Raw genomic sequence first — 22,964 nt, 5'->3', positions numbered from 1 at the left:
ATATACAGCGAAAAATCTGAAAATATATACTATATGTAATATACGTACGGAATTTTAGGCATGGAATGAATAAGATAACCAAGATTAATTTGCATGAAAAGTGTAGAACAATTTTAAAAGAAAAGGTTGAGGATGGGATTACAAAATCTTCGTTCACGAGCAATAATTTTCTAAGCTTGGATATCTTATCAAACTTAAATGAGATTGAAAATTCTCTTCCTGAGAGAACTAGACAACACTTAAAAGCAGTAATATCTGAGAACCCTGTAAGAGATTTTATATATTCTGAAATCTATTATGATTTAAAAAACAACCGTACCAGAGACGATAACTGTAAAGAACAATCACTAAGATCTATTGATAAATATAAGGATATTGGCACGGTCTCTGATGAACTTATAAACAATCTTCTCAATCCAATTCGTAGCTATACAATTTTTTTCGAAATATTAGATAGTTATACAGATTGTGGTTTGTGGTCTTTTTTAGAAAAAAATAGCTTGAAACTTTCTGACTCTGTGGAACTTGTCCAATTGACAAGTCTTGATCTAGAAAAAAAATATTTGATCACCCAAGAAAAAAGATTAGGTCTTTTGGAAAGCCCCCCTCTATCTAGCGGCAAGACATGCCTTAAAATATCTCACAATGGATATTTCCCAATTTTCGATGGCCCCTCTAAAAAAGAGGTATATAATATATTCAAAGAATCTTTGTTAATATGTAATACCATTGGTTTAGTTGATATACGATCAACACCAATTCAAAGAGATAAGTCATATTTTGCTTTTGAAAATATTTCTGAAGATCAATACAATCATATTGATTCTTTTTGTTATTCATCTGGGTATGGATTTTATCCCAGCATAAATGTAAGTGACTATTTTCGAAATATGGATAATGACAGAAAACCAGAATTTTTAGCTAATGCTAGCAATCAAATTCAAACTTATTTCAACATGAATAATAAAGTACGAGCGACAGCCAGGTGGTTAATGAACAGTTATTTAAGTGAAAATAACTTACTTGCTTATATACAAGCAACAACTGCCATAGAAATTTTATTAGGTGAGAAAAAATATACAGATACTTTAGGGATTCAAAATCTAATCTCAAATCGTATGGCTTACTCAATTGCAAAGTCACCTGTGGAAAGAAATGAAATTATTAGCAAATTTAAAAAAATCTATGATACCAGGTCAAATATAGTTCATAACGGAGCTGAGGAACTTGGTGATACAGCACAAGATGACTTGAAACAATTGCAAAATTATATTCATCGCCTTCTAAGGCATGAAATAGATCTAGCCAGTTATTAAAATATACAAAATTGCTGGCTGTTAACTTGTATTAGTCCCGACTTTATCCGACAGTTACTGTGGTTTCATTTCTGCTTTATTCCAAAAATTTTCCGTCGCACATGGTTATCAGATTTGAATCCTTTCCGCTCCAGGTGATCATGTGCATTATCCGGCAATAGCACTTGACCTCCTCCGGTGAGCTGAACCAGATCGCATTGGGACAAGTTTCGCAGGCCGTTGTGATCTTTGGCTGGCGAGCCTTGTCTAATGCTAACAGAGTCGGGCTTCGTGCTCCGGTTTCGTCTATTTCCAGTGGTTGTTCCAACAGCCTCATGGCTTCCTGAAGTTCTTCCTCGATGGTGTTGTCGGTTTGATCTTGATTGCTCATGAGATTTCTCCTGTTCAAAGTTTAGTTTTTGACGTTGATTTTCCAAATCCAAATCAGCAAAAGTGATCGGCATTTGGTATTGAATGACAATTTGCAAAATAATCTTTTTAAATAGTGGAGACCCGTTCACACAAATGCAGTCACCATAACGCTGCCGCGCCATCTCCAACGCTTTTTTAAGAGCCGAAATAGAACCTCCTTTAGAAATGAAAATTTCCTTTCCATTGTCCCTAATAACACTCTTATCTTTCTTATAAATCTCAGTGCCTTCTTTGGTAACAGAGTCGATTTGACTAAAATTGAAAATAGTAGAAACTGAGTCTTTACCTGAAATGGTGTAATCATGTTTATTTTTACGATTACGATAACGCATTGCTACTAAGGCCTCTTGATCGCCCTCTTGTGCTTTTTGTTTCAACCAATCAGCCCAGGTTTTATTGCGGTAAGAATCTAATAACCTGCTTCGTTCTTTGGCGTAATTTTTTCTTATGCTATCAATCTCATTAAGTAACGTTTTGTTGATGTGACTATATAGAAATTTTTTCTTTACTTTAGAAAGGTTCATTAATTTTAAAGTCGCTCTTTTAATTCGACCTCGCTTTTTAGCCTTCTCAATTAGTTTGGCTCTAGCCTCCCGCAAATTTTTAAGTTTGTCTGAAATAATGTGTTTATTGTGTGATTTTTCATGCTTATATGTGGCATAGAGCGCAGAGCCAAGTATCTTTTTATTTAATGGTTCATAACGGTAAACATTAGACTCAGGAGCATCACCCTCTGAGTAGGATGGTACGAAAGGACCTAGCTTGGATTCGAGATTTTTTTTAGAAAAGGTTCTGGAAATAGAGCTAGCTTTAACAGTCATCCCTTGCGGATTGCAGAAAACAAAACCGTTGGCTTTAACACGTATGATCAACCCATGTTCTGCCAAAATACTATGAATCTCCTTCCAGCTTCTAGCTGCCTCTATTTTTTCTTTACAATGACGCTTCATCCAGTTAATTAAGCTTTCAATACCTGAATGGTGCTCCATATCATCTGCAAGATTTTCCGAACGGTTTTTCCGAGTTTGATGATTGGTTATTTGAAGGCCTAATTCAATTTCGAGCTGGGATGCAACCTCAGCAAAGATCTTATATGCCCTATAAGGTTCAATCATATTCAAGGTTTGAGGATGAATTTTATTAATCGCAACATGAATATGAAGATTATCTGTATCATGATGAACAACTGAGATTCTTTGGTGTTCTTTAAATCCAATCGACAATACCACTCTATCTTCAATTTCCCCTAAAACTTGAGCGGAAGGGTTTTCTCCTGGAGCGAAAGAAATAAGCATATGGTAGGTTTTATCTCCGGTGGCTCTTTGGTTTTTAGCTTGTGTTGCTAATACTTCTTGAACCGCCCATATAGGATCGAGGCTACTACAGTTTGATAACCTGACTTTACCCACTCGCTCTTGTTTGTTTTGTTGATTACACAAGTATTGAACAAGACTCGAAAAACTACTAAGTCTAGTTTTCTTCATAGGGATATGGCGAATAATCATAGTTTTTTCACCACTTCCAACATGGCATCCTGAGTGGTTTGAATACGATTTAGTAATGTTTTTACTGTTTGGAAGTCAAAATGCGCAACGCGTTTATCCTGAATCAACCATAGTTTTAACAGCCCACCAAGCCGCCCTAAGTCTCCATTAATTTTGGCTAGCTGCAGTACATAGTCTTTATCAATACTACTTTGAATTTGATAGCCGAGACTAATACGTCTTAAGTACTCTGCAATTGAAAGGCCGGCAGTGGCTGCATTCGATTTAATTTGAATTTCTTCGGAAGGCAAGACAGGTACGCGAAGATGACGACCATTTTTTCTGGTCGGTGTTTTAAGCTTATCGTCCATAAGGATGCTGACCTCTTAATTAAGTGGTTATGCAATCCTTTGGGTATTGATTTGATCTCAAAACACAGGTTTTTCGTTGAGCAACGAAGGTGCGAATAAGACTTGTGAGGTTTGGTAGCCAGCTTGCTGGTTAGCTAACTTCACCTATCTTGCCCTGCGTTTTAAGTTCATTAAATGGGATACTATCAGGTAATTTTATGTAATTTCAAGTTTATTTTTAGTAACACCCAAATAATAACGAACAATTACTATTAATTACGATAAATTACACTTAGTTACATTCAGGGTTTATTTAATAACGACAAATAGAAGTAAAATAACATAACCTATTGCACATAAACGCAATATTACTTAACATCAAGGATGCACAACAATAAATTGACGGTATGAAATGGGAAGCTCTCTCAGCGAACGAATTGCAGCCAAGCAGATGAAAAGAAAAATCTCTGATAAATCTGTAAATAAAGCCGCTTTTCTTGCGCTAAAAAAAGATATAGCTTCAGCGCTGGCTGACGGTTGGTCCATAAAGCTTGTCTGGGAAACCTTAGTTGAAGAAGGCAAAATCTCATTTTCATATAAAACATTTTGTGGCTATGTAGCACGTTTGATTGCTGCAGAAAAAAAAACGTCAACTCAGGAGAACACCAAGGAAGATGAACAGGCTAAAAGTAAAACAAAAAATGAAATACGCGGTTTTACTTTTAATCCAAAACCCAACCTGGAGGAACTCTTGTAATGGCAAAAATACATATCACACTGCAAGGTAAAGGCGGTGTCGGCAAATCATTTATTTCAGCAACCACTGCACAATACAAAAAACACAAAGGTCAAACTCCACTGTGCATTGACACCGATCCGATCAACTCTACTTTTCATGGCTTTAAAGCCCTCAATGTCGATCATATTCAAGTCATGAGCGGTGATGAAATCAACCCACGCCTTTTTGATACACTCATCGAAAAAATTGCCTCAACAACTAATGATGTAGTGATTGACAATGGTGCCAGCTCCTTTGTACCACTGTCGCATTACCTCATAAGCAACCAAGTTCCCACTTTATTAAAGGAATTAGGCCATGAAATGGTAATTCATACAGTCATTACCGGCGGCCAGGCCTTATTCGATACTATTAATGGATTTGCACAGCTGATTGACCAATTTGTAAATGAAGCGCAATTTGTTGTTTGGCTCAACCCCTACTGGGGAGCCATAGAGCATGAAGGCAAACCCTTTGAGCAACTGAAAGCCTACCGAGATAACAAAGACAGAATATCAGCCTTAATTCATATCCCTGATCTGAAAAAAGAAACCTATGGCAGAGATCTAACCGAGATGCTTCAACAGAAACTGACCTTCGATGAAGTTTTGGGTACGCCAGAAAAAAACATTATGACCCGCCAACGCTTAAAAATCGTTCGCGATCAACTATTTGGACAGCTGGATAACGCCAGGGTGATCTAATGTCAGAGAAACTTGATAAAATCATTCAAGACATCACTGTCAAACATGGTGTACTTTTGGGTAAAGACGATCCAATCCTCATGCTGCAGACTATGAATGCACAACTGATTGAGGAAAATCGGAAAGCCCAACAGGATTTGCTGATACAGTTCCGAGAGGAAATAGAAAGTATTTCCTCGCAGTGGAAAGATGATGCCAAAGAAAAAGCTGAAAAAGTTCTCAATGCAGCATTAGCCAGCAGTAAAGAATCTGTAAATAGATTACTGCAAGAGTCTACTAAAGAATTAGTTCAAGTCATGAAAAAATTGATTGCAGATTTATTAATTAATACTCACTCTTTAACACAAAAGACGCAAAAATTAAGTCGATTTGCATTGGTTTCATCAGCCTCATTATTTGCTGCCTCTTGTATAATTCTCTTATTGTTTTGTAAATAAGTACTGTATTTATTTAGACTGCAAAAAGAGTTAATGGGTACTAAAAATTTGATTTCATCACTAGTTCATATTATTAAAGTATGAACTAGTGATATAGTTGCAAAAATAGGAATAAAAAGCACGAATCGTAAAATTAAATAGTCGTGCAGTCTTGAGTTTAAGAGTTCATTTAACTTTCCACTCATGTTTATCATCAGGAATATACACCAATCCTCTTGCGAAATAAGCTCTATACGCAACTAACCATCCATGCGGGACTCGCGTTCTAATAATATCTGAAGTTGAATTTGGGGTTGGAACAATTTCCCAAGCCGGATCTGAAAGTGATGGTTTGGGAGTCAAGTTTACCAATGTCAAGATTAAAATCATGATTATCCCAGGGATGCAGCCGATTAGAAATGATTTCATGAGAACTCCAAGTTAAGAAATTATTGTTTGACCAAAAGATTGGGAATACTATGAATGATTAATTAATTGTTTCATCAGCCACGTTGTTTCCTACATATTTTGATAATGCTTTTTTAATATTTTTTTATAAGGTCCATTTCAAAAGAATTATAAATCTATCTATTGCCCACATTAGGGCTTCTTATTTTATCAACTAAACTTAATAATATACATATTTAAACCCAATATTGTTAGAGACAGGGATGACAAAGCTCCTAACTAAATCAAAGTTCAAGATGGCCTTAGAATGCCCAACTAAGCTCTGGTATTATGATCGACCTGATGAATATACAAATATATTGGATGATGACTCTTTTCTAAAAGCATTAGCTGAAGGTGGCGCTCAAGTAGAAGCATTAGCAAGATGTTATTTTCCAGATGGCATATCAATTGATAGCTCAAGTACAACGGAGGCACTGAACAAAACTCAAGAGTTAATTCAACGGGATTCAATAACTGTATTTGAGGCCTCCTTTCAATATCAAAACTATTTTCTACGTGCTGATATCCTGCAAAAAAGACCAGGGCATATCAAAATAATTGAAGTTAAAGCAAAATCAATTAGTAAAAAAGATGAATCTAAGATGGCAACTAAAAAATGGCAGCCATATATTGCTGATATCGCTTTTCAAAAATGGGTTCTGCAGCAACTCTACCCATCCTTCACCATAAGTAGTTATTTAATGCTTGTTGATAAAGATGCGATCTGTCCAACTGATGGCTTAAATCAAAAGTTTCTGGTACAAAAAGATAGCAACGGTAAAGCTATTGTTACATTAACATCACCAGTAACGGAAGAAGATTTATCGATAAAAATCCTAAGAGAAGTAAATGTTGACCATCATATCGAATTATTTTGGCAAGAAAAAAATGACGAAGAACAAACGGTAAAAGACCAGTTTCACAATTTCAGCAAACTGTATTTTAGTGAGCAGAAGTTCCCTCCTAAAGCAAAAAGCGAATGTGGGGATTGCCAGTTTAATACAAAAGAATCAGACAAATTCCTATCTGGTTTTAAAGAATGTTGGCGTGAATCATTAGGGTACAAAGAAACAGATTTTAATGACCATACAATTCTCGATTTATGGGATTGCCGAGATAAACCGAAATACTTTCAGCAAGGGCTAATCAAACTAAAGGATATTAACGAAACAGAATTCAAAAAAACCGAATCGGATAAGTCAGGTATTTCGAGGACAGAAAGGCAATGGCTGCAAATAGAAAAAATTAAAACTCAAGACAATAGTGTATGGATTGATAAAGAAAACTTAAAGGCTGAAATTGATTCATGGCGATATCCCCTTCACTTTATAGATTTTGAAACAGCTATGCTGCCAATTCCTTTTAATAAGAGTTCGCACCCTTATCAAGGTATCGCCTTTCAATTCTCACATCATACACTCAATCAAAGCGGTCAAGTTACTCATGTTGGCCAGTATCTTAATTCTGAGCCTGGAGTAGATCCAAGTATCGATTTTGTTCGCCATCTAAAAAAGGAATTAGAAAATGATGAGGGAACAATATTTAGATATAGCAGTCATGAAAATACCTATCTAAACTTTATCCGCGAATATCTAGAGCAAATGATTGAGCCACCTGATGATAAAGAAGATTTATGTACTTTTATTTTTTCGATCACCAAGTCACCTTCTAAAAGTAAATTAAAATGGGAGGGACCACGTTGTATGGTTGATATTTTGGAATTAGTCAAACGTTTTCATTATGATCCCCTTACCAATGGGTCTAACTCAATTAAGAAAGTATTTCCTGCAATTTTAAATCGATCAGATTTCCTTCAAGAAAAATATAGCCAACCAATTTATGGCACCGATAATGGAATTCATAGCCATAACTTTATAAATCAATGCTGGATAGTTAAAGAAAATAATCGAATAAAAGATCCATACCACTTGTTACCACCAATTAATAAAGAGATCACTGATGAAGATGCTCAACTTCTATTTGATAGTGAAGACTTAAAAGGAGGTGGTGCCGCAACAATAGCTTATGCAAAGTTACAGTTCACCAATATGAGCCACTCTGAACGTGAAGAACTTAGAAACGCTCTATTGAGATATTGTGAATTGGATACATTGGCCATGGTTATGATTATTGAAGCATGGCAACATATGCTTCAAGTGTAAATTTAATAACTTTATCAATCAGCCTAAATAGCTAACAACCATTGATTTAAGTCATTAATAACGATATCTATCTTTTCTGGCAAACTAAGTGCCTGAACTCGTTCAGCACCTAAAACACGCAAATGCCCAGACCAAAGAATCTGCATCCGTTCTAATTCATCCGAATGAAACTGAACTGGAATAGAAAATACTGTTCCCCGATTTTGGAATGTTTGGATGATATTATCCTTTAACCGGATTTTATCAATAAGCCGACTCTCCCTACATAACAGCAGCAGATCATGATAATCCTTCATACGGCTGTTGGCTGCACCACGAGAAATGAGAGTTTCTAGCTTTTCGGCAAAAATTGTTTCTACTGGATATACTTCCAGCGAAATGAGATCTTCAAACAATGGCTTATCTTTGTAATTAAAGGACGGCCACTCTAGTAATACTGGATCAACAACATCTCCCACACCAATATCTACATAAAATTTATCGCTCATCACCCCAAATTGAACATCAATCTCTACTTGAAACCCAGGGTAATTCATATGTTGATGATCCAAATCGTCCAGATTGATAAACCTCATCTGAAACCCATCATTTAAATTAAGTTCACAGATTTCTTGCATGATTAACTCTACATTGGACTTTTCTGTATTTAACTGTCTTGCAAGTAAATCAATATCAATGGTTTCTCTGCCAATAGTCAGATAATAGGATAACAGCAACCCACCTTTGAATATGAATTTATCAGAATATTCAGAACGAGAAAGTCTAGCTAAAAATCGCTCTAGAACTAATAGCTTCCAGACTTCATTAACACTCTAACCTTTTTCCTTGTGAATATACTTTAATCGTGCTTTTAATGCTTGTTCATTCATGTTGTCACCGTCAAAATATACGGCTCAAGATTAAGTCCAAATTGTCTCGCATACTGCTGAAGCTTTTTAATATCCAATTTTTTTGTCGCTCTACCACTCACTGCTGCTTTAAGCGCTTTAATTGCAATTTCTTTACTAAGATAGCGAAAAGCATCTATTATCGTTCTTTCTCTGTCAAAAATGACTACTGTTTCCCGCCCTATTGTGTACTGTTCTTTACCTATTTCCATATCACGCATTCTAACAATACGAGTATGATCTCGTTTTGGTGCCGTAGTAGAATGAGGAACTGCTATCCAATGCTCTCTTGGCATTTCATCAGTCAGTTCATAAAGAGCCAAAGCTGAGACTAGACAGACTATGCCTTGTGGAATACTTTTGGCAATGATAATCAGATCTTCCCACTGAAAATCCACATCAACAGACGATTCAACACTGCGATAAACACCGTGACCAATGCGTTCAATTCGATTAGTTTTTACATAATAACTAAGTCTGCTAGGATGGATACCTGCTTCACGCGCCTCTGAGGCGTAAAAGACTGGTCTTGCAAACAGATCTTTCAATGTATTTTCATTACTTAGTTTCATACCTATAATTTTAATATTAAAACCCAATTACGTCAAATGGGTTTCAATATTAAAATTTAACCATAAAATCTATTTTGGAGAATTTATGTATTTGAGTACCACACTGTTATACATCGCAGGACATTTATAATAAATTCATTAAATGAAAATTATAATAAAATCAATTTGTTATTGAATTGCCTCAATATAAGGACGCATTACGTTTGCAACGCGACAAATTTTTGCATAGTGCCATAGTTCATCTATTTTTACTTTATTTTTTGTACAAGCTTCTTTCAGCACTTCCATAGCCACATCTAGTCCAATTTTATTGCGATGTTTGAAACAATCTGCGATTGTCTTGGCTATGTTATACACTCTTAGTTTAATATTATCTGATTCTATAATTTCAATTCCTTCGCTAAAGGCTTCATCTGAATATTGCACCATTTTTAGTGATGGATAATTCATTTTCGGTGTATGACTGCCTTTGGGCATAGCTATCCATACTTTTCGAGGTAACTGTGTTGTTAGAGCATGGATCTGCAAAGCAGTTAGTAGGCAAAATACTGTTTGAGGTACTCGGCTTGCTACAATAATAAGGCTTTCCTTTTCTGAAAACTCGGTTTCGGGCAAGCAATAGAGTCCAGGAGCAAGTTTTACAAGTTTGTTTTCACTAACAAGTCTTGAAACGGTCGCTCTAGTTATCCCCTTCTTGGCTAGATCGGACATTCTAACGACACCCGTTTTACTAGCCATCTGGAGCACTTTTTGTTTATTGTTGAACTCGGTCTTCATGTTTAAATGATGATACATTGTTTCGTTAATTACAAATAAATAACGAATATTTGTATCAATTTTTTCTAATAAAATATGAATATAGTAGCTAAAATATACTTGAATTAAGTTTGCGCGTTTGAGCGCGAAATTGCTATACTCTGCACAAAATATTAGAGAGTAAAGGTGATATAGTGGGTATTTTCTGGTCTTGCGTTCTTACTATACTAGTGAGCTGCTCCACCTCAATAGTTTATGGCTATGAACTAAACAAATACACAGTGATTTGTGCTGGAATTGCAGGTTTTTTAATTGGGCTTGATTTTTGGCTAGGGGAACTAAAAAACGAAATAAAAGCGAGCAGATCTAATTACTCAGCCTAAATAATCTTGCGTGAGATTTGCGTATTTGAGTACGACTTTGTTATACATCGTACGACATTTGTAGTGGTATCGCGCGACAAATTATTACTTTAAAATCAACGAGTTATTTTAAAAGATCAGGGCTCATAATCCGTTGGTCCTAGGTTCAAGTCCTAGTGGGCCCACCAATTAAAGTAAGTAAAATCAATAAGTTGCAATCGATTATCCCAACTCCTCAAAAACCATTGTGGGGATTTTGTGGGGCAATGTTTCTCATGATCTTCTACCAATCATCCGCGATATAAATGATCAGCTGGCACTCCTGCGTAATGTAAGAAAAGCTATTGATCATACGAAATTGCTTGATGCTGCCACAGGCAGTATTTTCCTGGTAGAAAAATATTTACTTGCTTTAGATGCAGAACCAGATGAGCAGGGAATTGAAAAAGCAGTGTAAAATTTTTTGTGCGTTTTCGACAAGCTTGCGGAAACTCAAGTTGAAATTTAAATGAACAGCGGATTTGAGCTACTGTGTTTAACAAAAGTTCGATAGAATAATGCGTAACAATAAATAGCTCGATTGAATGGACAAAAGCGGAAGGCAAAAGAATTAAATATAACAGCTCAACTGCTTTACCCTGATCTGGAAATTTTCAACCCAAAGCTGGATTTTTTGGAGAATCTTCGAGCGTCAAGATAATATCATCTCTATCAGACCATAGAATCTCTGCTCCATCATCCAAACGAAAACCTTTGTCAGTTACAGTGATCTTCGTTTCAGGTGTTGTTATGTTAACATCAGATGTTGAGGATGGCGTTGGAAATACCTGCCGCAACATTTCATTGGCAAATCGTTGTTCGAAAAAAAACAATCCCGGACTTTTCATCAGTGCCAAAAGACAAACTCCTGTCTGATGTTTTTGCTCTACCGTCAGCTCTGCGCCACTCTGCCCTTCTAAACCATTCATTACGACTTCCTGAAATAAAAACACAACCCCCTGATTTTAACTGATTTTGAAAAGGATGCATATTCCGACGCAAGTGGACCACGTCCAAGCTTAGCGCATTAGCTGAGTTGTGAGTTTTTAAATAAATGGAAATCTCTTCTCGATTATTTCAGAAATCCAGGGATACTCAGCAAGCGTAGCAAGCCTGTATTAGACGAAGTCGTAATACAGGATCTACTCCATCAAATAATCCCCTTTTCATATAAATTTGATATAATCATCTCGTCCAACTTAAGAAAGCTTTTCATGGTACGATACCGTAGAGATTATTCACCCGGCGCCAACTATTTTTTCACATTAACTTTATTAGACAGACAATCTGACCATCTCACAAAGCATATTGACCATTTAGGTAATGCTTTTCGAACGGTCAGGGCAAAAGCTCATTTCATCACTCATGCTCTTGTTGTTTTGCCTGAGCATCTTCATTGTATATGGCAATTACCTTTCGATGACTCAGAGTATTCACAACGAATAAGATTGATTAAAACCAATTTTACTCAAGCGTTATTAATGTTAAATATCCCCTTAAAGAAAAATAAACGAGGGAATGTCAATCTTTGGCAGCCTCGATTTTGGGAACATCGAATTAGAAATGACAGAGATTTTCAAACTCATGTAGACTATATCCATTATAATCCCGTCAAACATGGTTATGTAAAAAAACCAGTTGAATGGCCTTATTCAACTATTCATCGTTTTATTAAAAACGGGGTCATTAATGATACCTAGAGCGTATAAAGTTGAAACATTCCTGTATTACAACTTCGTCTAATACAGGCTACGCTTGCTAAGTAATTTTATACGCATAATGGGGTCGCGTCTTGTCTTTTGCTTAAATAACTTATCTCATAGGTATCCATATGAATTTCGAACCAAATTGGGTATGAACCTGTTTCTTGTTACCTTTTCGAAAAAGCAAAAGACAAGGTGCGACCCATTAGCTATAGCTGGAATTTTAAAGGATTTTTTTAAAGATATTATTGCTGTTTCAAATGTTTTTGAAAATAAAACCAATGTCATCTCAGGCTCAATATTAGTGAATAAAATTATACTTGGTGGATACTGGTTTTCTGTTATAGTTCCAATAATTCAGAGTTACATTCGAGTTTTCAATGAAAAAAATTATATTAACTGGCGATCGCCCCACAGGTAAATTACATCTTGGTCATTATGTTGGTTCTTTAGCTAATAGAATTAAACTTCAAGATGAATATCAGCAATATATAATGATAGCGGATATTCAAGCTCTAACTGACAACTTTGAAAATCCAAGTAAAATAGTAGATAACCTGTATGAGGTGGCTTTAGATTATTTATCAATAGGTATTGAGCCACAAAAAAGCACAATATTCATACAGTCTCATATTCCTGAGCTTGCAGAACTTACTGTTTATTATCTGAACCTAGTCACTTTAGGGCGACTAGAAAGAAACCCCACTGTCAAAACAGAAATTCAGCAAAAAGGATATGATTCATCTATACCCGCAGGTTTTTTTTGCTATCCAGTCAGTCAAGCAGCAGATATTACCGCATTCAAAGCAGAGGCAGTTCCTGTTGGTGAAGATCAGGTTCCAATGATTGAGCAGACCAATGAAATTGTAAGACGCTTCAATAGAATTTATAATACCGATTGCTTAAAAGAAACAAAACCAATTTTAAGTAAAACCCCTCGACTGGTTGGAATAGATGGTCAATCTAAAGCAAGTAAATCTTTAGGTAATGCAATTTTTCTTTCCGACACTCCAGATGAAATAAAACGCAAAGTATTTTTAATGTTCACTGACCCAACTCATTTAAAAATAAGTGACCCTGGGAAAGTTGAAGGAAATGTTGTATTTGAATACCTTGATGCATTTCATTTGGACTCTCAAGAAGTATCTGATTTAAAAGCTCATTATAGAAAAGGGGGGCTTGGTGACTCTACTATTAAAAATATTCTTAATACTACCCTTCAGACTATGCTTGAACCAATAAGGGAAAAGAGAAATAGTTATAAACACGGTGAAGTAATGGATATTATAATATCTGGCACTGCCGCAGCAAAAAAAGTAACTGAAAAAACTCTTGAAGAAGTTCGGAGTGCTATTGGGTTACGTTATTTTGACTAAAGCCCATTATTGATTGAGGTACAGTCCTTAACACAAAAATTCAGCAAGCGTAGCCTGTATTAGACGAAGTCGTAATACAGGGTCTATCCCAATCATGTAATCCCCCCTTTAATTTGATATACACATCATCGTACAACTTAGGAAGGCTTTTTCATGGTGCGATATCTTAGAGATTATTCACCCGGTACCACCTATTTTTTCACATTAACTTGAATAGACAAGCAATCTGACAACCTGTATTACGACTTCGTCTAATACAGGCTACGCTTGCTAAAAATGAAATATAACATGTCATAAATTCGCAATTCGCGAATCGCGAATTTATCATAACCTTTAGTTTTATTACTTAAGTGCAGGAATTATCCGTGTCCCATACGTCCCAAAGTTCTCAAATAAGCTAGGGACGTGTCTAGCCCAGTAATGACATGGATGCCCCACGTGTCCCATTAGTCCCAGATATTTTTATACGTCTACCAATGAGCATTAAATAATCGAAAAAATTCATTTGCATTCCATTTTGGACGAAGCTCTATTCCATATTAGACGGACATATAATCCATTTTGGACGAACTGATAATCCATATTAGCCAAATCTTTAATCCATAATGGACGAATTTTTGAGGCTGAACATGACTTTTTTGTTATTCCCCACAAATTTACCGCGGTAACAGTAATTTTCAGGAATTTATAATAAATAAATATGGGTAAAATCAGGAAATCAATCAAATTTACCGCTATAACAGTAATTTATAGCTAATTAATGCAAAAAAATGCAATAATAAATTTATTTTTATCGTTTTTACTGCTATAACAGTAATATATGATTAATTTATGGTGTTCCATGCCCACACACGAGATTGCCAATTTAGTCCATTACTACCGTAAGCAAAGCGGCTTATCGCAGCAAGAATTAGCACGGTTAGCGGGTGTCGGTAAGACGGTTATCTATGATATTGAAAAAGGGAAAGAATCGGTGCGCTTGAACACCTTGCTAAAAGTGTTCGATGTTTTAAATATCCAAATGAAATTTGAAACGCCTTTTCCTCAAACAACGGATAATAATATATGAGAAAAGCATACGTATCAGTGAATGGTATTAAAGCTGGAATATTAGAAGAATTACAAGGTGGAGCATATCAATTTACTTACTTTGAAGATTATCAGGGCGCACCTGTTTCGCTCACTATGCCGTTGAACAATAAGATCTATGATTTTGGCGTATTTCCACCCTTTTTTGAAGGATTACTTCCTGAAGGAATTATGCTTGAAGCACTATTACGTAAATATAAAATTGATAAAAATGACTATTTTGGTCAGTTGATACTAGTTGGCCAAGATGTCGTAGGCGCAGTGACTATTGAGGAAATAAGATGAAACACTGTCCTATTACTTATGAAAAGATAAGTGTTCAAGAAAACTATTCGCAACGTGGATTGCATTTGCTTTCTCCTCAATTAAAAAATCTTAGCCCATTAGATTTAAGTGCTGATGAGCAGCGACAGGAAGCAATTGCTCGTGTAGGAAAGATGTCTGTTCAGGGCGTCCAAAAGAAACTAAGTGCCAAACTAAAGATTAAACAGGGATGTTTTGAAATCGTTGATCAATTTGGTCAGTATATTTTAAAACCACAAAGTGATATTTATCCAGAATTGCCTGAAAATGAAGCGATTACTATGACCCTTGCAAAAACTATAGGCCTCGAAGTTCCGGTTCATGGTTTGGTTTATTCTAAAGACAACAGTTTGACCTACTTTATTAAACGCTTTGATAGAATAGGCCATAATAAAAAGTTAGCTTTAGAAGATTTTGCACAGCTATCAGGTGAAGATCGACATACAAAATATAAAAGCTCTATGGAAAAAGTAATTGCAGTCATAGAACAGTTTTGTACATTCCCAAAAATTGAATTCGTGAAATTATTTAAGTTGACGTTGTTTAACTTTCTGATTGGCAATGAAGACATGCATCTAAAAAATTTTTCCTTAATTACTAAGGATAGAAAAATTTCCATATCACCAGCATATGATTTACTTAACTCAACTATCGCTCAAAAAAACACAAAAGAAGAAATCGCTTTGCCTCTGAAAGGGAAAAAAAATAATTTAACAAAGAGTGATTTTCTTAAATACTTTGCCGTTGAAAAATTAGGATTAAATCAGAACATCATCGATGGGATCGTACAAGAGTTCCATCAAATAATACCTGAATGGCGAAAACTTATTGGATTCAGTTTGTTATCTCAACAGATGCAGGAAAAATATATCGAATTGCTCGATCAGCGATGCAAGCGATTCTATTTTTTTGATTAGCTGAAATCAGCCGTAAAAATTCAAGTATACAGAAATGCTATATAAATATAGGATTACCGTATACTTAATTAAAATAATCGCCATAAGTAATTGCAAATATTGGAAAAATTATCTACAGCGATGCACTCCATAAAGAGCTATCATGCTTTATTCCTTTAAATGTTCAGGAAAGAACTTTGAAAAAAGATAAATTCAAAGATTTTTTGATTAATGAAACTCAATTATTGTTATCCGAGTTGGTGACATTATTAAATGGCAAATCAGAACAGGATGGTTTTATATTTAAGGTATGTTCTGGTTCCCTGATGGTTTCCTATATGCCAGCAAATAGCAGTATTTAATTATTGAATTTAATTCCTTTTGAATAAGTCTCTAATGAAAATTTATCATCTTTCAAAATTAAAAGAGCATACCCATCAATCACATCAGGGATGATTAATATTCCACAGTTTTTTATACCAAGAATCAACCTTATAGATAGGCTTTTTAATTAGCTCATAAGCTAATAATGCCTCATCTGTAAGACGACCTTGCTGGTATTGTTCTTCTATTAAATCAATATCGCTTTCTAGCCAATCTAAGGATTCATTCATTTCCCGGATAGTAAATTGATTCCAGGTACAGGTAAACGGTGCGCCCATATGACCACTGATCCAAAAGTTAGGCATAAAATGCATGATTAAACGAGATAACAGTGGTTCTTTCCCGGGGCTGACATGCGAAACAAATATTGAAGGTTTGCTTTTATCTTTAATCTGCTGATACAAAACACCAAACTGATGTAATGCTGTCCATACCTTTCCCCCATACCCTGCAATGGGTTTATCGAATAGCTTTTTACTGACCAAAAAATTTCCGCCCAAGCCATAAAGAGAAAATTCAAGATCATTTTCACTGTTGTGGAATTGATAAAAGTGGCGTTCGTCAAGCATGTGTAGATTTTCAATATTAAGGTTGGTATTTAATTGTCTTAAAACTTGGAGATCCTCATGATTTCCCCAAACAGCATAAACAGGAACGGAGAACTTCATTTTACCTGAGATATAATCTGGAAAGTCACCTAGTAATCGATTTTCTTTGACGATTTCTATTAACCTTTCGCGACTCGTTTGTTTATCAACTTCATATTGTCGCCAAACTGGTGAGTGGGATACTAACAAGCGTAATTCCCTTTGACTGATGACTGAGTCGATAAATGCTCTGCTCATCATAAAATCCAAAGTCACCAGCATGAATGACCATATCGGCTTGTGTCTGGTTCACTTTTTCGTTGATGATATCCAAATTACCATGAGTATCGCTGATTAGTAGGATTCTGCGCACTTTAAGACCTGTAGTTTTAATTTTAGTCATGTTAAGAAAATCCGATTTTGTAACATGAAAAGTAAGTCATATTAACATTTTTAAGTTTTCTTAACATGAGTCATTTATCTGCGACTATATTATTAATCAAAAATAACATTGAATTTTTTATTCGTTTTTGTAAGCCAGAAAAATAAGAGCCCGTTTTACTTTCCGATGGAAATACAAATTCTCTGGTTTTATTCCGGCTTCTGCAATCCATTAACTCAAAGACAAAATCAGACATAAGCAATGTATGGATATCGTGGTTCTTAGTGTCTTGGAGGGATTTATTTCTGTATTCACTGTTATAACTGATTATTATGAATGTGCTTTCTTAAGATTACAGTTTTGAAAAAAATGTTGGTGTCTCATCTAAACCAGCATGTTTCATTAATTTGGGTTTTGGTTTAGTTGCTATAATTTGTAAGCACCAAAAACCAACAGGTATTAAGTCTTCTTGGGTACAGCCTGCTTCTTTTAAATATTCAGCCACAAAATCATTCAAAAACTCAACTTTCCTATGTTCAGGAATTTGTTTTATCTGAGATCCAGCAGCACTGAAAAATTCTTTGAGCTGCTCTTTTGATTTAAAGGAGTAAGTCATTTCTTCCTCAGATAATTCAACTACTTCTAATCCTGATTTAACAATCATTTCTTTATAATCATAGGGTTCGAAAAATGAGCGAGGACTTACGAAATCAATAAAATAATCTTTCCATTTACCTCTAGAACAAATTTTGTCTAGCACGAAATGATATAATGATTTCTTATGCGATAAAAGAAGCGCTATTTGAGCACCATACACTGCTGACCTTGCTATCCCGAATAGAGCGCTTTGCTGATCTTTAATCCAATGTAGCAAGCGTAGGTCGGGCGCATCGCCCGACATTTCCTTTTTTTCTTGCACCCGCATTTCAAAACAGTTATAAACACATCCTCAACGGAATAGAAAAATAATCCAACATGCGCTATCGACGAGTGATAAATCCTGGAGGAACTTATTTCTTTACAGTGAATCTGCAAAATAGAACAAGTCAGATACTCATTGAGTATATTGATGAGCTGCGTGCGGCTTTTCGCCATGCAAAAAATCATCACCCCTTCGCAATTGATGCCATTGTGATACTGCCCGATCACTTGCACATGATTATGACCTTACCAGAAAATGATGGAAATTTTTCATTGCGTTGGAATTTGATAAAAGGCATCTTTTCACGGCAGCTACCTTCACAGGAATTCATTTCGCCAATTCAAAAAAATAGACGGGAACGTGGTATTTGGCAAAAACGCTTTTGGGAGCATCTCATTCGTGATGAATTAGACTTTGAACATCATGTCAATTATATTCATTACAATCCAGTGAAACATGGACATGTTAAGCTTCCTGTAGATTGGCCTTACTCTAGTATCCATCAGTTTATTCGAGATGGGATTATTCCCCCTCTTTGGACGTCTCCAATACAACAGAATTTATTCGCATTTGGGGAGTAAGGAAATGTCGGGCGAGGCGCCCGACCTACGCTTGCTCAATAACAATGTCCACATGCGTATCATTTAACCCACGCTTGACCAGTTGAGCATGTCCTTCGCGTATATTTTTTCCGCTGTACTGATTAGGCCCACCAAACACCATGGTTAAAAACCCTTTCTGCATAAGGATTTATTGCTCTATATCAACGTCATCAAAAAAATAACTGACCCGTTCATCCATCAACATTTTACGATAGAATACCTCAACCGCAGCATTGACCGCGTCTTGACCTCCCAGACGCTCAAATAATGACTCTGACATAGTGACTCCTTTAAAAGATTTATTTGAAATGCATCTTGTAAAAAGAAATAATCACAGTCAACAACCAATTAGGAATTAATAATGCAACTTACGCAATTTACCGATTATTCATTACGAGCTCTGATTTATATCACGCTTAGAAATGAATCCTGCACTATTAAAGACATTACCGAAGCTTATGGCATATCGAACAATCACATGGTTAAAATCATTCATAATTTAGCCAAGCTGGGATTGATTAAAACCATCCGTGGAAAAAACGGTGGTATTTTAATGGCATCGCAGCCTGAAACCATTAATTTAGGTCAATTAATTGTTCAATTGGAGCCTCATTTTGATTTAGTACCTTGCTTTAATAAAGCAAAAGCTAATTGTTGTATTGCTCCTGTATGCAGGTTAAAGGGTGTATTACATGAGGCTCAAGCTGCTTTTATGGGGGTTTTAGAACGTTATACTTTAGCGGATGTAGTGTACAACAAACCTGAGCTGTCGGTATTACTGAACATCAAACCACTAGAGAAGTAAAGTTTTATCGGGAAGATTGGGCCAGGACCGCAAAACAGCATTCAGAATAAGTGCATGGTTGTGCTCAGGATCTTTCGCCGCATAAAATAAAGTGACAGGAGTATGTTCTGCCATTTCCAAAATGAGCTCTATTAAGTCGCTTTTATGGTTTAATTCTTCAATGTAACAATCAACAAATTCGCTCCACCGCTTTTCACTATTTTCATGAAACCATTGTCTTAAAGTAGTACTCGGAGTGATGTCTTTTAGCCACAAGTCAAAAGCCAAGGTTTCTTTTTTAATGCCCCGAGGCCAAAGTCTATCGACCAAAACCCACGATCCTTCTTTAACCTTTGGAGGAGTATAGACACGGCAAATGACTATCCTGTTTCGAAAAGTCGAGTTCATAGCACTCCTTGCTATAGACCATGCATTATCCGGTTTTTTGCGCAAGCAAAACACCAAACAAACCTGGTATCTGCCTTCCTAATCCATCTTGCTTATGCAAATGACCTACTGATTCTTTATATTCCAGTATAGACCACCCACTGTCTTGATACCTATGATAGATCTCTTCTTTTTGTGGAAGATAAGTGAAGAAATCAGGCAATGGATAGAGTTCTGATTGGATAGGAATGACTAGAAAATGATATCCATTTATTTTAGTCACCTCTTGAAGTTCAGTGAACAGAACTGGGATACGTTCAGGATTTAAAAATTGCAGCGTGACTGTTGAGAGCACTAAATCATAATGTTCTGGCTCAAGATTCAAGGGTTGATTTAAATCGTATAATTGGGCAATTACATCAGGCAGGGCTTCTTTTTGAGCAACATCCTGGATCGCCTCTATTGCTGATTGGTTGTGATCAATCCCTTTTACACGATGCCCCATTTTTGCCAAATACAGTAAATTTCTGCCCGAACCGCAGCCTACATCAAGAATTGATGCGTTTTGTAAATGGCGCAAATAAGTTTGATAGGTAGATGCCAAATCGCTGTGCACTGCACTTAGACCGTATTTTTTATTGAAATAGCGTTGGGGAATGCAATAAAACTCAAGGGTTGCTTTAAACGATTCACTAACAGGAATAATTTTATGCCACGCAGCAGGTGGAATCATTATTTGGGGATGCTCTTCATTGATACTATCGCGTGACAGTTCTTTTCCTTCACCATTTAAAAATACAAAATCAATTGCGCCTTCATGCAGAGAAAGCTTACCCCAGGTTCCTTCTTTAGTACTGTGTTTTTCTAGGAAAAATTTTAGTTTTCCATGGCTGTCAATTTCTGTTTGTTTGTAGCACAGTAGCTCATTGTGTTCTAATCTCATAATGATTCCTTATGCTGTTATCAAAGATCCTGTGATTCCTTGCCGTTTGTATTGTTGATAGACTCCGGTTTCAATTGAGTTAACAAAGTACGTTCGTTTGCCAGCTTGTCAGCTAATTGATGATTGACATCCCGATGTTCTACCTCATCATCACGCACTACTAAAAGTACGTCTCGTAATCGCGCATCGGGGGCTAGTCCCCAATAAGTTTTAGCAATATCAGGAGCTGGGATATTCTCAATGCGACCTTCATCCAGTTCCTGTAAATAATGGGTATAGCTGACAACGGCTTCTTCTTCAAGATATCCGACAAAACGATGTGCTGTTTTTGAAGAAAAAACATACATCAACAGATACAACACTACAAAAATAGCTTGCGCTGTAAAGATAATAAAACGTTCAAACCAATTGGGCTTGGCAATATACATAAACGTAATCAAATGCATTCGCTCATTATCGGCTTCATCCAATAAAATTTTAATCCAACCTTCATCATTTTTGATTTTCCTTAAGCAACGTAAATGCAGTAAAGCAGCGCCCACCATACCAGGAACGGCGGCGACTGTTTCCAGCACAATGGCTCGATTGCCATAGCGTTTTTGAAAAAAAGTATCTGCAAAAAAGCGGAAAAATTTCACCAGACCAAAAGCAATTTTATCACTGATGGTTGTAGCAGGCTTATGAGTTACTGGCATGATATGCTCCTTTGGAGTGTATGACATAAGATATATTATATTAAAGATGTATTTAAAATACAACTTTAATGTTTTGATTTAAGGTCTATGGATAAGATCATAGAGGCATGACACACCACATGCTTCAAACTTATTTACTCAATTATGTATGTTGCGTATCAGAGCCTTATGCAATTTTAAAAAAGTAGTCGGCTTGATTACGACGGCAAGGCGCTTTAGTCTTTGCAGGCTTGTAAACGAAGCTAAGAAGCTAAAAATAGTTCTATCCTTTGTGCCTAAGTGTGGTGACTTTTTTCGATTTCACATCGCTACAATTAGTTGCTGTCTCAATACGATGTTTTCTGCGATCAGCACCTTTGAGCCACCAGGACGTCACATGTTCAGCACAGACACTAATAAGTGTGCTATTAAAAGTATTCTGTGTTTCATAGGCAGCAATGGGCATATAATTTTGTTTCTAATTTTATCGCACCATCGAAAAATTAGAGAACTTACGTTTACGCATAGCACAGGCTCTATTTGCTTCAGTGACATGAAATTGTCTATTTAAAACATTTAACACTTCATCACCAGACATTGAGTTTCAGCTACCTCCACAATAAGGTGCGGGCTATCCTTAAAATATTCTTTAAAGGCTTTTTTTACTCCAGGTGTATCATCAATATCATAACAAACCGAATTATAATTATGAGAAATTAAACGTCCGCCCACAGACATCCGTGGCCAGAAGAACTTTAGTGCCTCCAGCGTAGGTTGATATAAATCCACATCTAAATTTACAAAAGAAAATGACATGGACTTAAATTGTTCAGGAATACTCTGTGGAAAAATCCCTGGAATGATTTCAACCTTAGGATATTCAGACAAGAACTCTTGAACACCCTCCACCGAGGTGTCTTGATGCGTTTTTCTACCCCAGGTATCCGCATCAGTTGAAACCTCCGACATCGGCATGCCGGTAAATGTATCAAAAAGATATAGCGGCCGATTTCCCTTCGCTTCGCAAAGAATAACTGCGGATCCGCCTTTATAGACACCCACCTCTGCCATCACCCCAGGAATCGTCGATGTTGCCTGAACACTAGAAAATAATTGATAGGCCTCTTCAATAGTTAAAGACTCTCCTCTCCCTTGTCGCTTTTCAATAGCAGATAAATAGTCCTTGGAATATTTTTTTAAATTTCTTCCATCACTTGTTCGAGTTTTATCCTGTAATTTATTCAT

Annotated in this window: 26 protein-coding genes and 2 pseudogenes; 14 read left to right on the top strand and 14 right to left on the bottom strand. The window is 36.1% G+C overall.

All coding sequences use genetic code 11. From position 1 onward, the window contains the following. Positions 1 to 65 precede the first annotated feature (65 nt). Positions 66 to 1,316 carry a HEPN domain-containing protein gene (locus tag Lqua_RS12340; protein WP_058474591.1) on the top strand — a complete coding sequence of 417 codons (1,251 nt, stop codon included), beginning with the start codon at positions 66 to 68 and terminating at the stop codon, positions 1,314 to 1,316. Positions 1,317 to 1,381: 65 nt separating this feature from the next. Here Lqua_RS12340 and traI read toward each other — a convergent pair whose 3' ends face one another. Continuing rightward, positions 1,382 to 3,232, bottom strand: a complete 1,851-nt coding sequence (traI, locus tag Lqua_RS12335) for a TraI/MobA(P) family conjugative relaxase (protein WP_058474590.1) — start codon at positions 3,230 to 3,232, stop codon at positions 1,382 to 1,384. Then, positions 3,229 to 3,582, bottom strand: a complete 354-nt coding sequence (gene traJ / locus Lqua_RS12330; RefSeq protein WP_058474589.1) for a conjugal transfer transcriptional regulator TraJ — start codon at positions 3,580 to 3,582, stop codon at positions 3,229 to 3,231. The genes traI and traJ overlap by 4 nt, the downstream gene beginning before the upstream one ends. A 391-nt stretch (positions 3,583 to 3,973) precedes the next feature. Between traJ and Lqua_RS12325 the strand changes: the two genes are divergently transcribed. The 4 genes from Lqua_RS12325 to Lqua_RS12305 all read left to right on the top strand — a co-directional run bounded on the left by Lqua_RS12325 (position 3,974) and on the right by Lqua_RS12305 (position 8,071). Further along, complete coding sequence (locus Lqua_RS12325) at positions 3,974 to 4,318, top strand: TraK family protein (RefSeq protein ID WP_058474588.1); 345 nt, start codon at positions 3,974 to 3,976, stop codon at positions 4,316 to 4,318. Next, a complete protein-coding gene (locus Lqua_RS12320) occupies positions 4,318 to 5,043 on the top strand; it encodes an ArsA-related P-loop ATPase (RefSeq protein WP_058474587.1) in 726 nt (241 codons plus the stop codon). Before Lqua_RS12325 ends, Lqua_RS12320 begins: the two co-directional genes overlap by 1 nt. Further along, positions 5,043 to 5,480 carry a conjugal transfer protein TraM gene (locus Lqua_RS12315; RefSeq protein WP_058474586.1) on the top strand — a complete coding sequence of 146 codons (438 nt, stop codon included), beginning with the start codon at positions 5,043 to 5,045 and terminating at the stop codon, positions 5,478 to 5,480. The genes Lqua_RS12320 and Lqua_RS12315 overlap by 1 nt, the downstream gene beginning before the upstream one ends. A gap of 650 nt (positions 5,481 to 6,130) precedes the next feature. After that, the gene (locus Lqua_RS12305; protein WP_058474584.1) at positions 6,131 to 8,071 is read left to right on the top strand and encodes a DUF2779 domain-containing protein; all 1,941 of its coding nucleotides are present in this window, start codon (positions 6,131 to 6,133) and stop codon (positions 8,069 to 8,071) included. Positions 8,072 to 8,094: 23 nt separating this feature from the next. On the opposite strand, the pseudogene Lqua_RS12300 reads toward Lqua_RS12305, so the two are convergent. The 3 genes and pseudogenes from Lqua_RS12300 to Lqua_RS12290 all read right to left on the bottom strand — a co-directional run. Then, positions 8,095 to 8,835, bottom strand: a pseudogene (locus tag Lqua_RS12300) (nucleotidyl transferase AbiEii/AbiGii toxin family protein); the annotation flags it as partial. 101 nt (positions 8,836 to 8,936) lie between these two features. Further along, positions 8,937 to 9,530, bottom strand: coding sequence for a type IV toxin-antitoxin system AbiEi family antitoxin domain-containing protein (locus Lqua_RS12295; protein WP_058474737.1), 594 nt, complete (start codon positions 9,528 to 9,530; stop codon positions 8,937 to 8,939). Positions 9,531 to 9,698: 168 nt separating this feature from the next. Continuing rightward, positions 9,699 to 10,268, bottom strand: a complete 570-nt coding sequence (locus Lqua_RS12290; RefSeq protein ID WP_238585579.1) for a type IV toxin-antitoxin system AbiEi family antitoxin domain-containing protein — start codon at positions 10,266 to 10,268, stop codon at positions 9,699 to 9,701. A 636-nt stretch (positions 10,269 to 10,904) separates the two neighbouring features. Here Lqua_RS12290 and Lqua_RS12285 point away from each other — a divergent pair. Then, a complete protein-coding gene (locus tag Lqua_RS12285) occupies positions 10,905 to 11,105 on the top strand; it encodes a hypothetical protein (RefSeq protein WP_058474581.1) in 201 nt (66 codons plus the stop codon). Between the two features lie 196 nt (positions 11,106 to 11,301). Here the strand turns inward: Lqua_RS12285 and Lqua_RS12280 are convergent, their stop codons facing one another. After that, a complete protein-coding gene (locus tag Lqua_RS12280; protein ID WP_058474580.1) occupies positions 11,302 to 11,616 on the bottom strand; it encodes a hypothetical protein in 315 nt (104 codons plus the stop codon). 285 nt (positions 11,617 to 11,901) lie between these two features. On the opposite strand from Lqua_RS12280, the gene Lqua_RS12275 reads away from it, so the two are divergent. From Lqua_RS12275 to Lqua_RS18520, 6 genes are all read left to right on the top strand, one after another. Then, positions 11,902 to 12,387, top strand: coding sequence for an REP-associated tyrosine transposase (locus tag Lqua_RS12275; protein WP_058474579.1), 486 nt, complete (start codon positions 11,902 to 11,904; stop codon positions 12,385 to 12,387). 383 nt (positions 12,388 to 12,770) lie between these two features. Next, complete coding sequence (gene trpS / locus Lqua_RS12270; protein WP_058474578.1) at positions 12,771 to 13,766, top strand: tryptophan--tRNA ligase; 996 nt, start codon at positions 12,771 to 12,773, stop codon at positions 13,764 to 13,766. Positions 13,767 to 14,607: 841 nt separating this feature from the next. After that, the gene (locus Lqua_RS12265) at positions 14,608 to 14,835 is read left to right on the top strand and encodes a helix-turn-helix transcriptional regulator (RefSeq protein WP_058474577.1); all 228 of its coding nucleotides are present in this window, start codon (positions 14,608 to 14,610) and stop codon (positions 14,833 to 14,835) included. Then, positions 14,832 to 15,140, top strand: coding sequence for a HipA N-terminal domain-containing protein (locus Lqua_RS12260; protein ID WP_058474576.1), 309 nt, complete (start codon positions 14,832 to 14,834; stop codon positions 15,138 to 15,140). Before Lqua_RS12265 ends, Lqua_RS12260 begins: the two co-directional genes overlap by 4 nt. Then, a complete protein-coding gene (locus Lqua_RS12255; RefSeq protein ID WP_058474575.1) occupies positions 15,137 to 16,075 on the top strand; it encodes a lpg2370 family Dot/Icm T4SS effector in 939 nt (312 codons plus the stop codon). The genes Lqua_RS12260 and Lqua_RS12255 overlap by 4 nt, the downstream gene beginning before the upstream one ends. Positions 16,076 to 16,251: 176 nt before the next feature. After that, positions 16,252 to 16,416 (top strand): hypothetical protein, encoded by a 165-nt coding sequence (locus tag Lqua_RS18520; RefSeq protein WP_174887870.1) that lies wholly within the window; start codon positions 16,252 to 16,254, stop codon positions 16,414 to 16,416. A gap of 84 nt (positions 16,417 to 16,500) precedes the next feature. Here Lqua_RS18520 and Lqua_RS12250 read toward each other — a convergent pair whose 3' ends face one another. The 3 genes from Lqua_RS12250 to Lqua_RS12245 form a co-directional block, all read right to left on the bottom strand. Further along, complete coding sequence (locus Lqua_RS12250; protein ID WP_238585578.1) at positions 16,501 to 17,235, bottom strand: metallophosphoesterase; 735 nt, start codon at positions 17,233 to 17,235, stop codon at positions 16,501 to 16,503. Further along, entirely contained in the window at positions 17,198 to 17,428 is a 231-nt protein-coding gene (locus Lqua_RS18790; RefSeq protein ID WP_238585577.1) for a metallophosphoesterase family protein, read from the bottom strand. Before Lqua_RS18790 ends, Lqua_RS12250 begins: the two co-directional genes overlap by 38 nt. A 331-nt stretch (positions 17,429 to 17,759) precedes the next feature. Next, the gene (locus tag Lqua_RS12245) at positions 17,760 to 18,326 is read right to left on the bottom strand and encodes a hypothetical protein (protein ID WP_133141031.1); all 567 of its coding nucleotides are present in this window, start codon (positions 18,324 to 18,326) and stop codon (positions 17,760 to 17,762) included. 56 nt (positions 18,327 to 18,382) lie between these two features. Between Lqua_RS12245 and Lqua_RS12240 the strand changes: the two genes are divergently transcribed. Beyond that, entirely contained in the window at positions 18,383 to 18,910 is a 528-nt protein-coding gene (locus Lqua_RS12240; protein WP_058474573.1) for an REP-associated tyrosine transposase, read from the top strand. A gap of 34 nt (positions 18,911 to 18,944) precedes the next feature. On the opposite strand, the pseudogene Lqua_RS18960 reads toward Lqua_RS12240, so the two are convergent. Continuing rightward, a pseudogene (locus Lqua_RS18960) lies at positions 18,945 to 19,211 on the bottom strand (group I truncated hemoglobin); the annotation flags it as partial. A gap of 81 nt (positions 19,212 to 19,292) precedes the next feature. Between Lqua_RS18960 and Lqua_RS12230 the strand changes: the two are divergent. Next, entirely contained in the window at positions 19,293 to 19,736 is a 444-nt protein-coding gene (locus tag Lqua_RS12230; protein ID WP_058474572.1) for an Rrf2 family transcriptional regulator, read from the top strand. On the opposite strand, the gene Lqua_RS12225 is transcribed toward Lqua_RS12230, so the two are convergent. The 4 genes from Lqua_RS12225 to Lqua_RS12210 all read right to left on the bottom strand — a co-directional run bounded on the left by Lqua_RS12225 (position 19,725) and on the right by Lqua_RS12210 (position 22,964). Further along, on the bottom strand, positions 19,725 to 20,123 hold the full coding sequence (locus tag Lqua_RS12225) for a DUF488 domain-containing protein (RefSeq protein ID WP_058474571.1): 399 nt from the start codon (positions 20,121 to 20,123) through the stop codon (positions 19,725 to 19,727). The genes Lqua_RS12230 and Lqua_RS12225 overlap by 12 nt on opposite strands. Positions 20,124 to 20,148: 25 nt before the next feature. Then, positions 20,149 to 21,045 carry an SAM-dependent methyltransferase TehB gene (tehB, locus tag Lqua_RS12220; protein WP_058474570.1) on the bottom strand — a complete coding sequence of 299 codons (897 nt, stop codon included), beginning with the start codon at positions 21,043 to 21,045 and terminating at the stop codon, positions 20,149 to 20,151. A 20-nt stretch (positions 21,046 to 21,065) separates the two neighbouring features. Next, complete coding sequence (locus Lqua_RS12215; protein WP_058474569.1) at positions 21,066 to 21,740, bottom strand: alternative oxidase; 675 nt, start codon at positions 21,738 to 21,740, stop codon at positions 21,066 to 21,068. A gap of 555 nt (positions 21,741 to 22,295) precedes the next feature. Further along, a complete protein-coding gene (locus Lqua_RS12210; protein WP_058474568.1) occupies positions 22,296 to 22,964 on the bottom strand; it encodes a TylF/MycF/NovP-related O-methyltransferase in 669 nt (222 codons plus the stop codon).

Source organism: Legionella quateirensis (assembly GCF_001467955.1).
GTDB classification, from domain to species: domain Bacteria; phylum Pseudomonadota; class Gammaproteobacteria; order Legionellales; family Legionellaceae; genus Legionella; species Legionella quateirensis.
The sequence above is the reverse complement of the archived record's forward strand: the minus strand, read 5'-3'. Positions and strand labels throughout refer to the sequence as shown.

Coding starts and splice junctions, on each gene's coding strand:
- Lqua_RS12340 (WP_058474591.1), top strand. CDS start 66: ATGAATAAGATAACCAAGATTAATTTGCATGAAAAGTGTAGAACAATT.
- traI (WP_058474590.1), bottom strand. CDS start 3,232: ATGATTATTCGCCATATCCCTATGAAGAAAACTAGACTTAGTAGTTTT.
- traJ (WP_058474589.1), bottom strand. CDS start 3,582: ATGGACGATAAGCTTAAAACACCGACCAGAAAAAATGGTCGTCATCTT.
- Lqua_RS12325 (WP_058474588.1), top strand. CDS start 3,974: ATGGGAAGCTCTCTCAGCGAACGAATTGCAGCCAAGCAGATGAAAAGA.
- Lqua_RS12320 (WP_058474587.1), top strand. CDS start 4,318: ATGGCAAAAATACATATCACACTGCAAGGTAAAGGCGGTGTCGGCAAA.
- Lqua_RS12315 (WP_058474586.1), top strand. CDS start 5,043: ATGTCAGAGAAACTTGATAAAATCATTCAAGACATCACTGTCAAACAT.
- Lqua_RS12305 (WP_058474584.1), top strand. CDS start 6,131: ATGACAAAGCTCCTAACTAAATCAAAGTTCAAGATGGCCTTAGAATGC.
- Lqua_RS12295 (WP_058474737.1), bottom strand. CDS start 9,530: ATGAAACTAAGTAATGAAAATACATTGAAAGATCTGTTTGCAAGACCA.
- Lqua_RS12290 (WP_238585579.1), bottom strand. CDS start 10,268: ATGGCTAGTAAAACGGGTGTCGTTAGAATGTCCGATCTAGCCAAGAAG.
- Lqua_RS12280 (WP_058474580.1), bottom strand. CDS start 11,616: ATGAATGGTTTAGAAGGGCAGAGTGGCGCAGAGCTGACGGTAGAGCAA.
- Lqua_RS12275 (WP_058474579.1), top strand. CDS start 11,902: ATGGTACGATACCGTAGAGATTATTCACCCGGCGCCAACTATTTTTTC.
- trpS (WP_058474578.1), top strand. CDS start 12,771: ATGAAAAAAATTATATTAACTGGCGATCGCCCCACAGGTAAATTACAT.
- Lqua_RS12265 (WP_058474577.1), top strand. CDS start 14,608: ATGCCCACACACGAGATTGCCAATTTAGTCCATTACTACCGTAAGCAA.
- Lqua_RS12260 (WP_058474576.1), top strand. CDS start 14,832: ATGAGAAAAGCATACGTATCAGTGAATGGTATTAAAGCTGGAATATTA.
- Lqua_RS12255 (WP_058474575.1), top strand. CDS start 15,137: ATGAAACACTGTCCTATTACTTATGAAAAGATAAGTGTTCAAGAAAAC.
- Lqua_RS18790 (WP_238585577.1), bottom strand. CDS start 17,428: ATGACTAAAATTAAAACTACAGGTCTTAAAGTGCGCAGAATCCTACTA.
- Lqua_RS12240 (WP_058474573.1), top strand. CDS start 18,383: ATGCGCTATCGACGAGTGATAAATCCTGGAGGAACTTATTTCTTTACA.
- Lqua_RS12230 (WP_058474572.1), top strand. CDS start 19,293: ATGCAACTTACGCAATTTACCGATTATTCATTACGAGCTCTGATTTAT.
- Lqua_RS12225 (WP_058474571.1), bottom strand. CDS start 20,123: ATGAACTCGACTTTTCGAAACAGGATAGTCATTTGCCGTGTCTATACT.
- tehB (WP_058474570.1), bottom strand. CDS start 21,045: ATGAGATTAGAACACAATGAGCTACTGTGCTACAAACAAACAGAAATT.
- Lqua_RS12215 (WP_058474569.1), bottom strand. CDS start 21,740: ATGCCAGTAACTCATAAGCCTGCTACAACCATCAGTGATAAAATTGCT.
- Lqua_RS12210 (WP_058474568.1), bottom strand. CDS start 22,964: ATGAATAAATTACAGGATAAAACTCGAACAAGTGATGGAAGAAATTTA.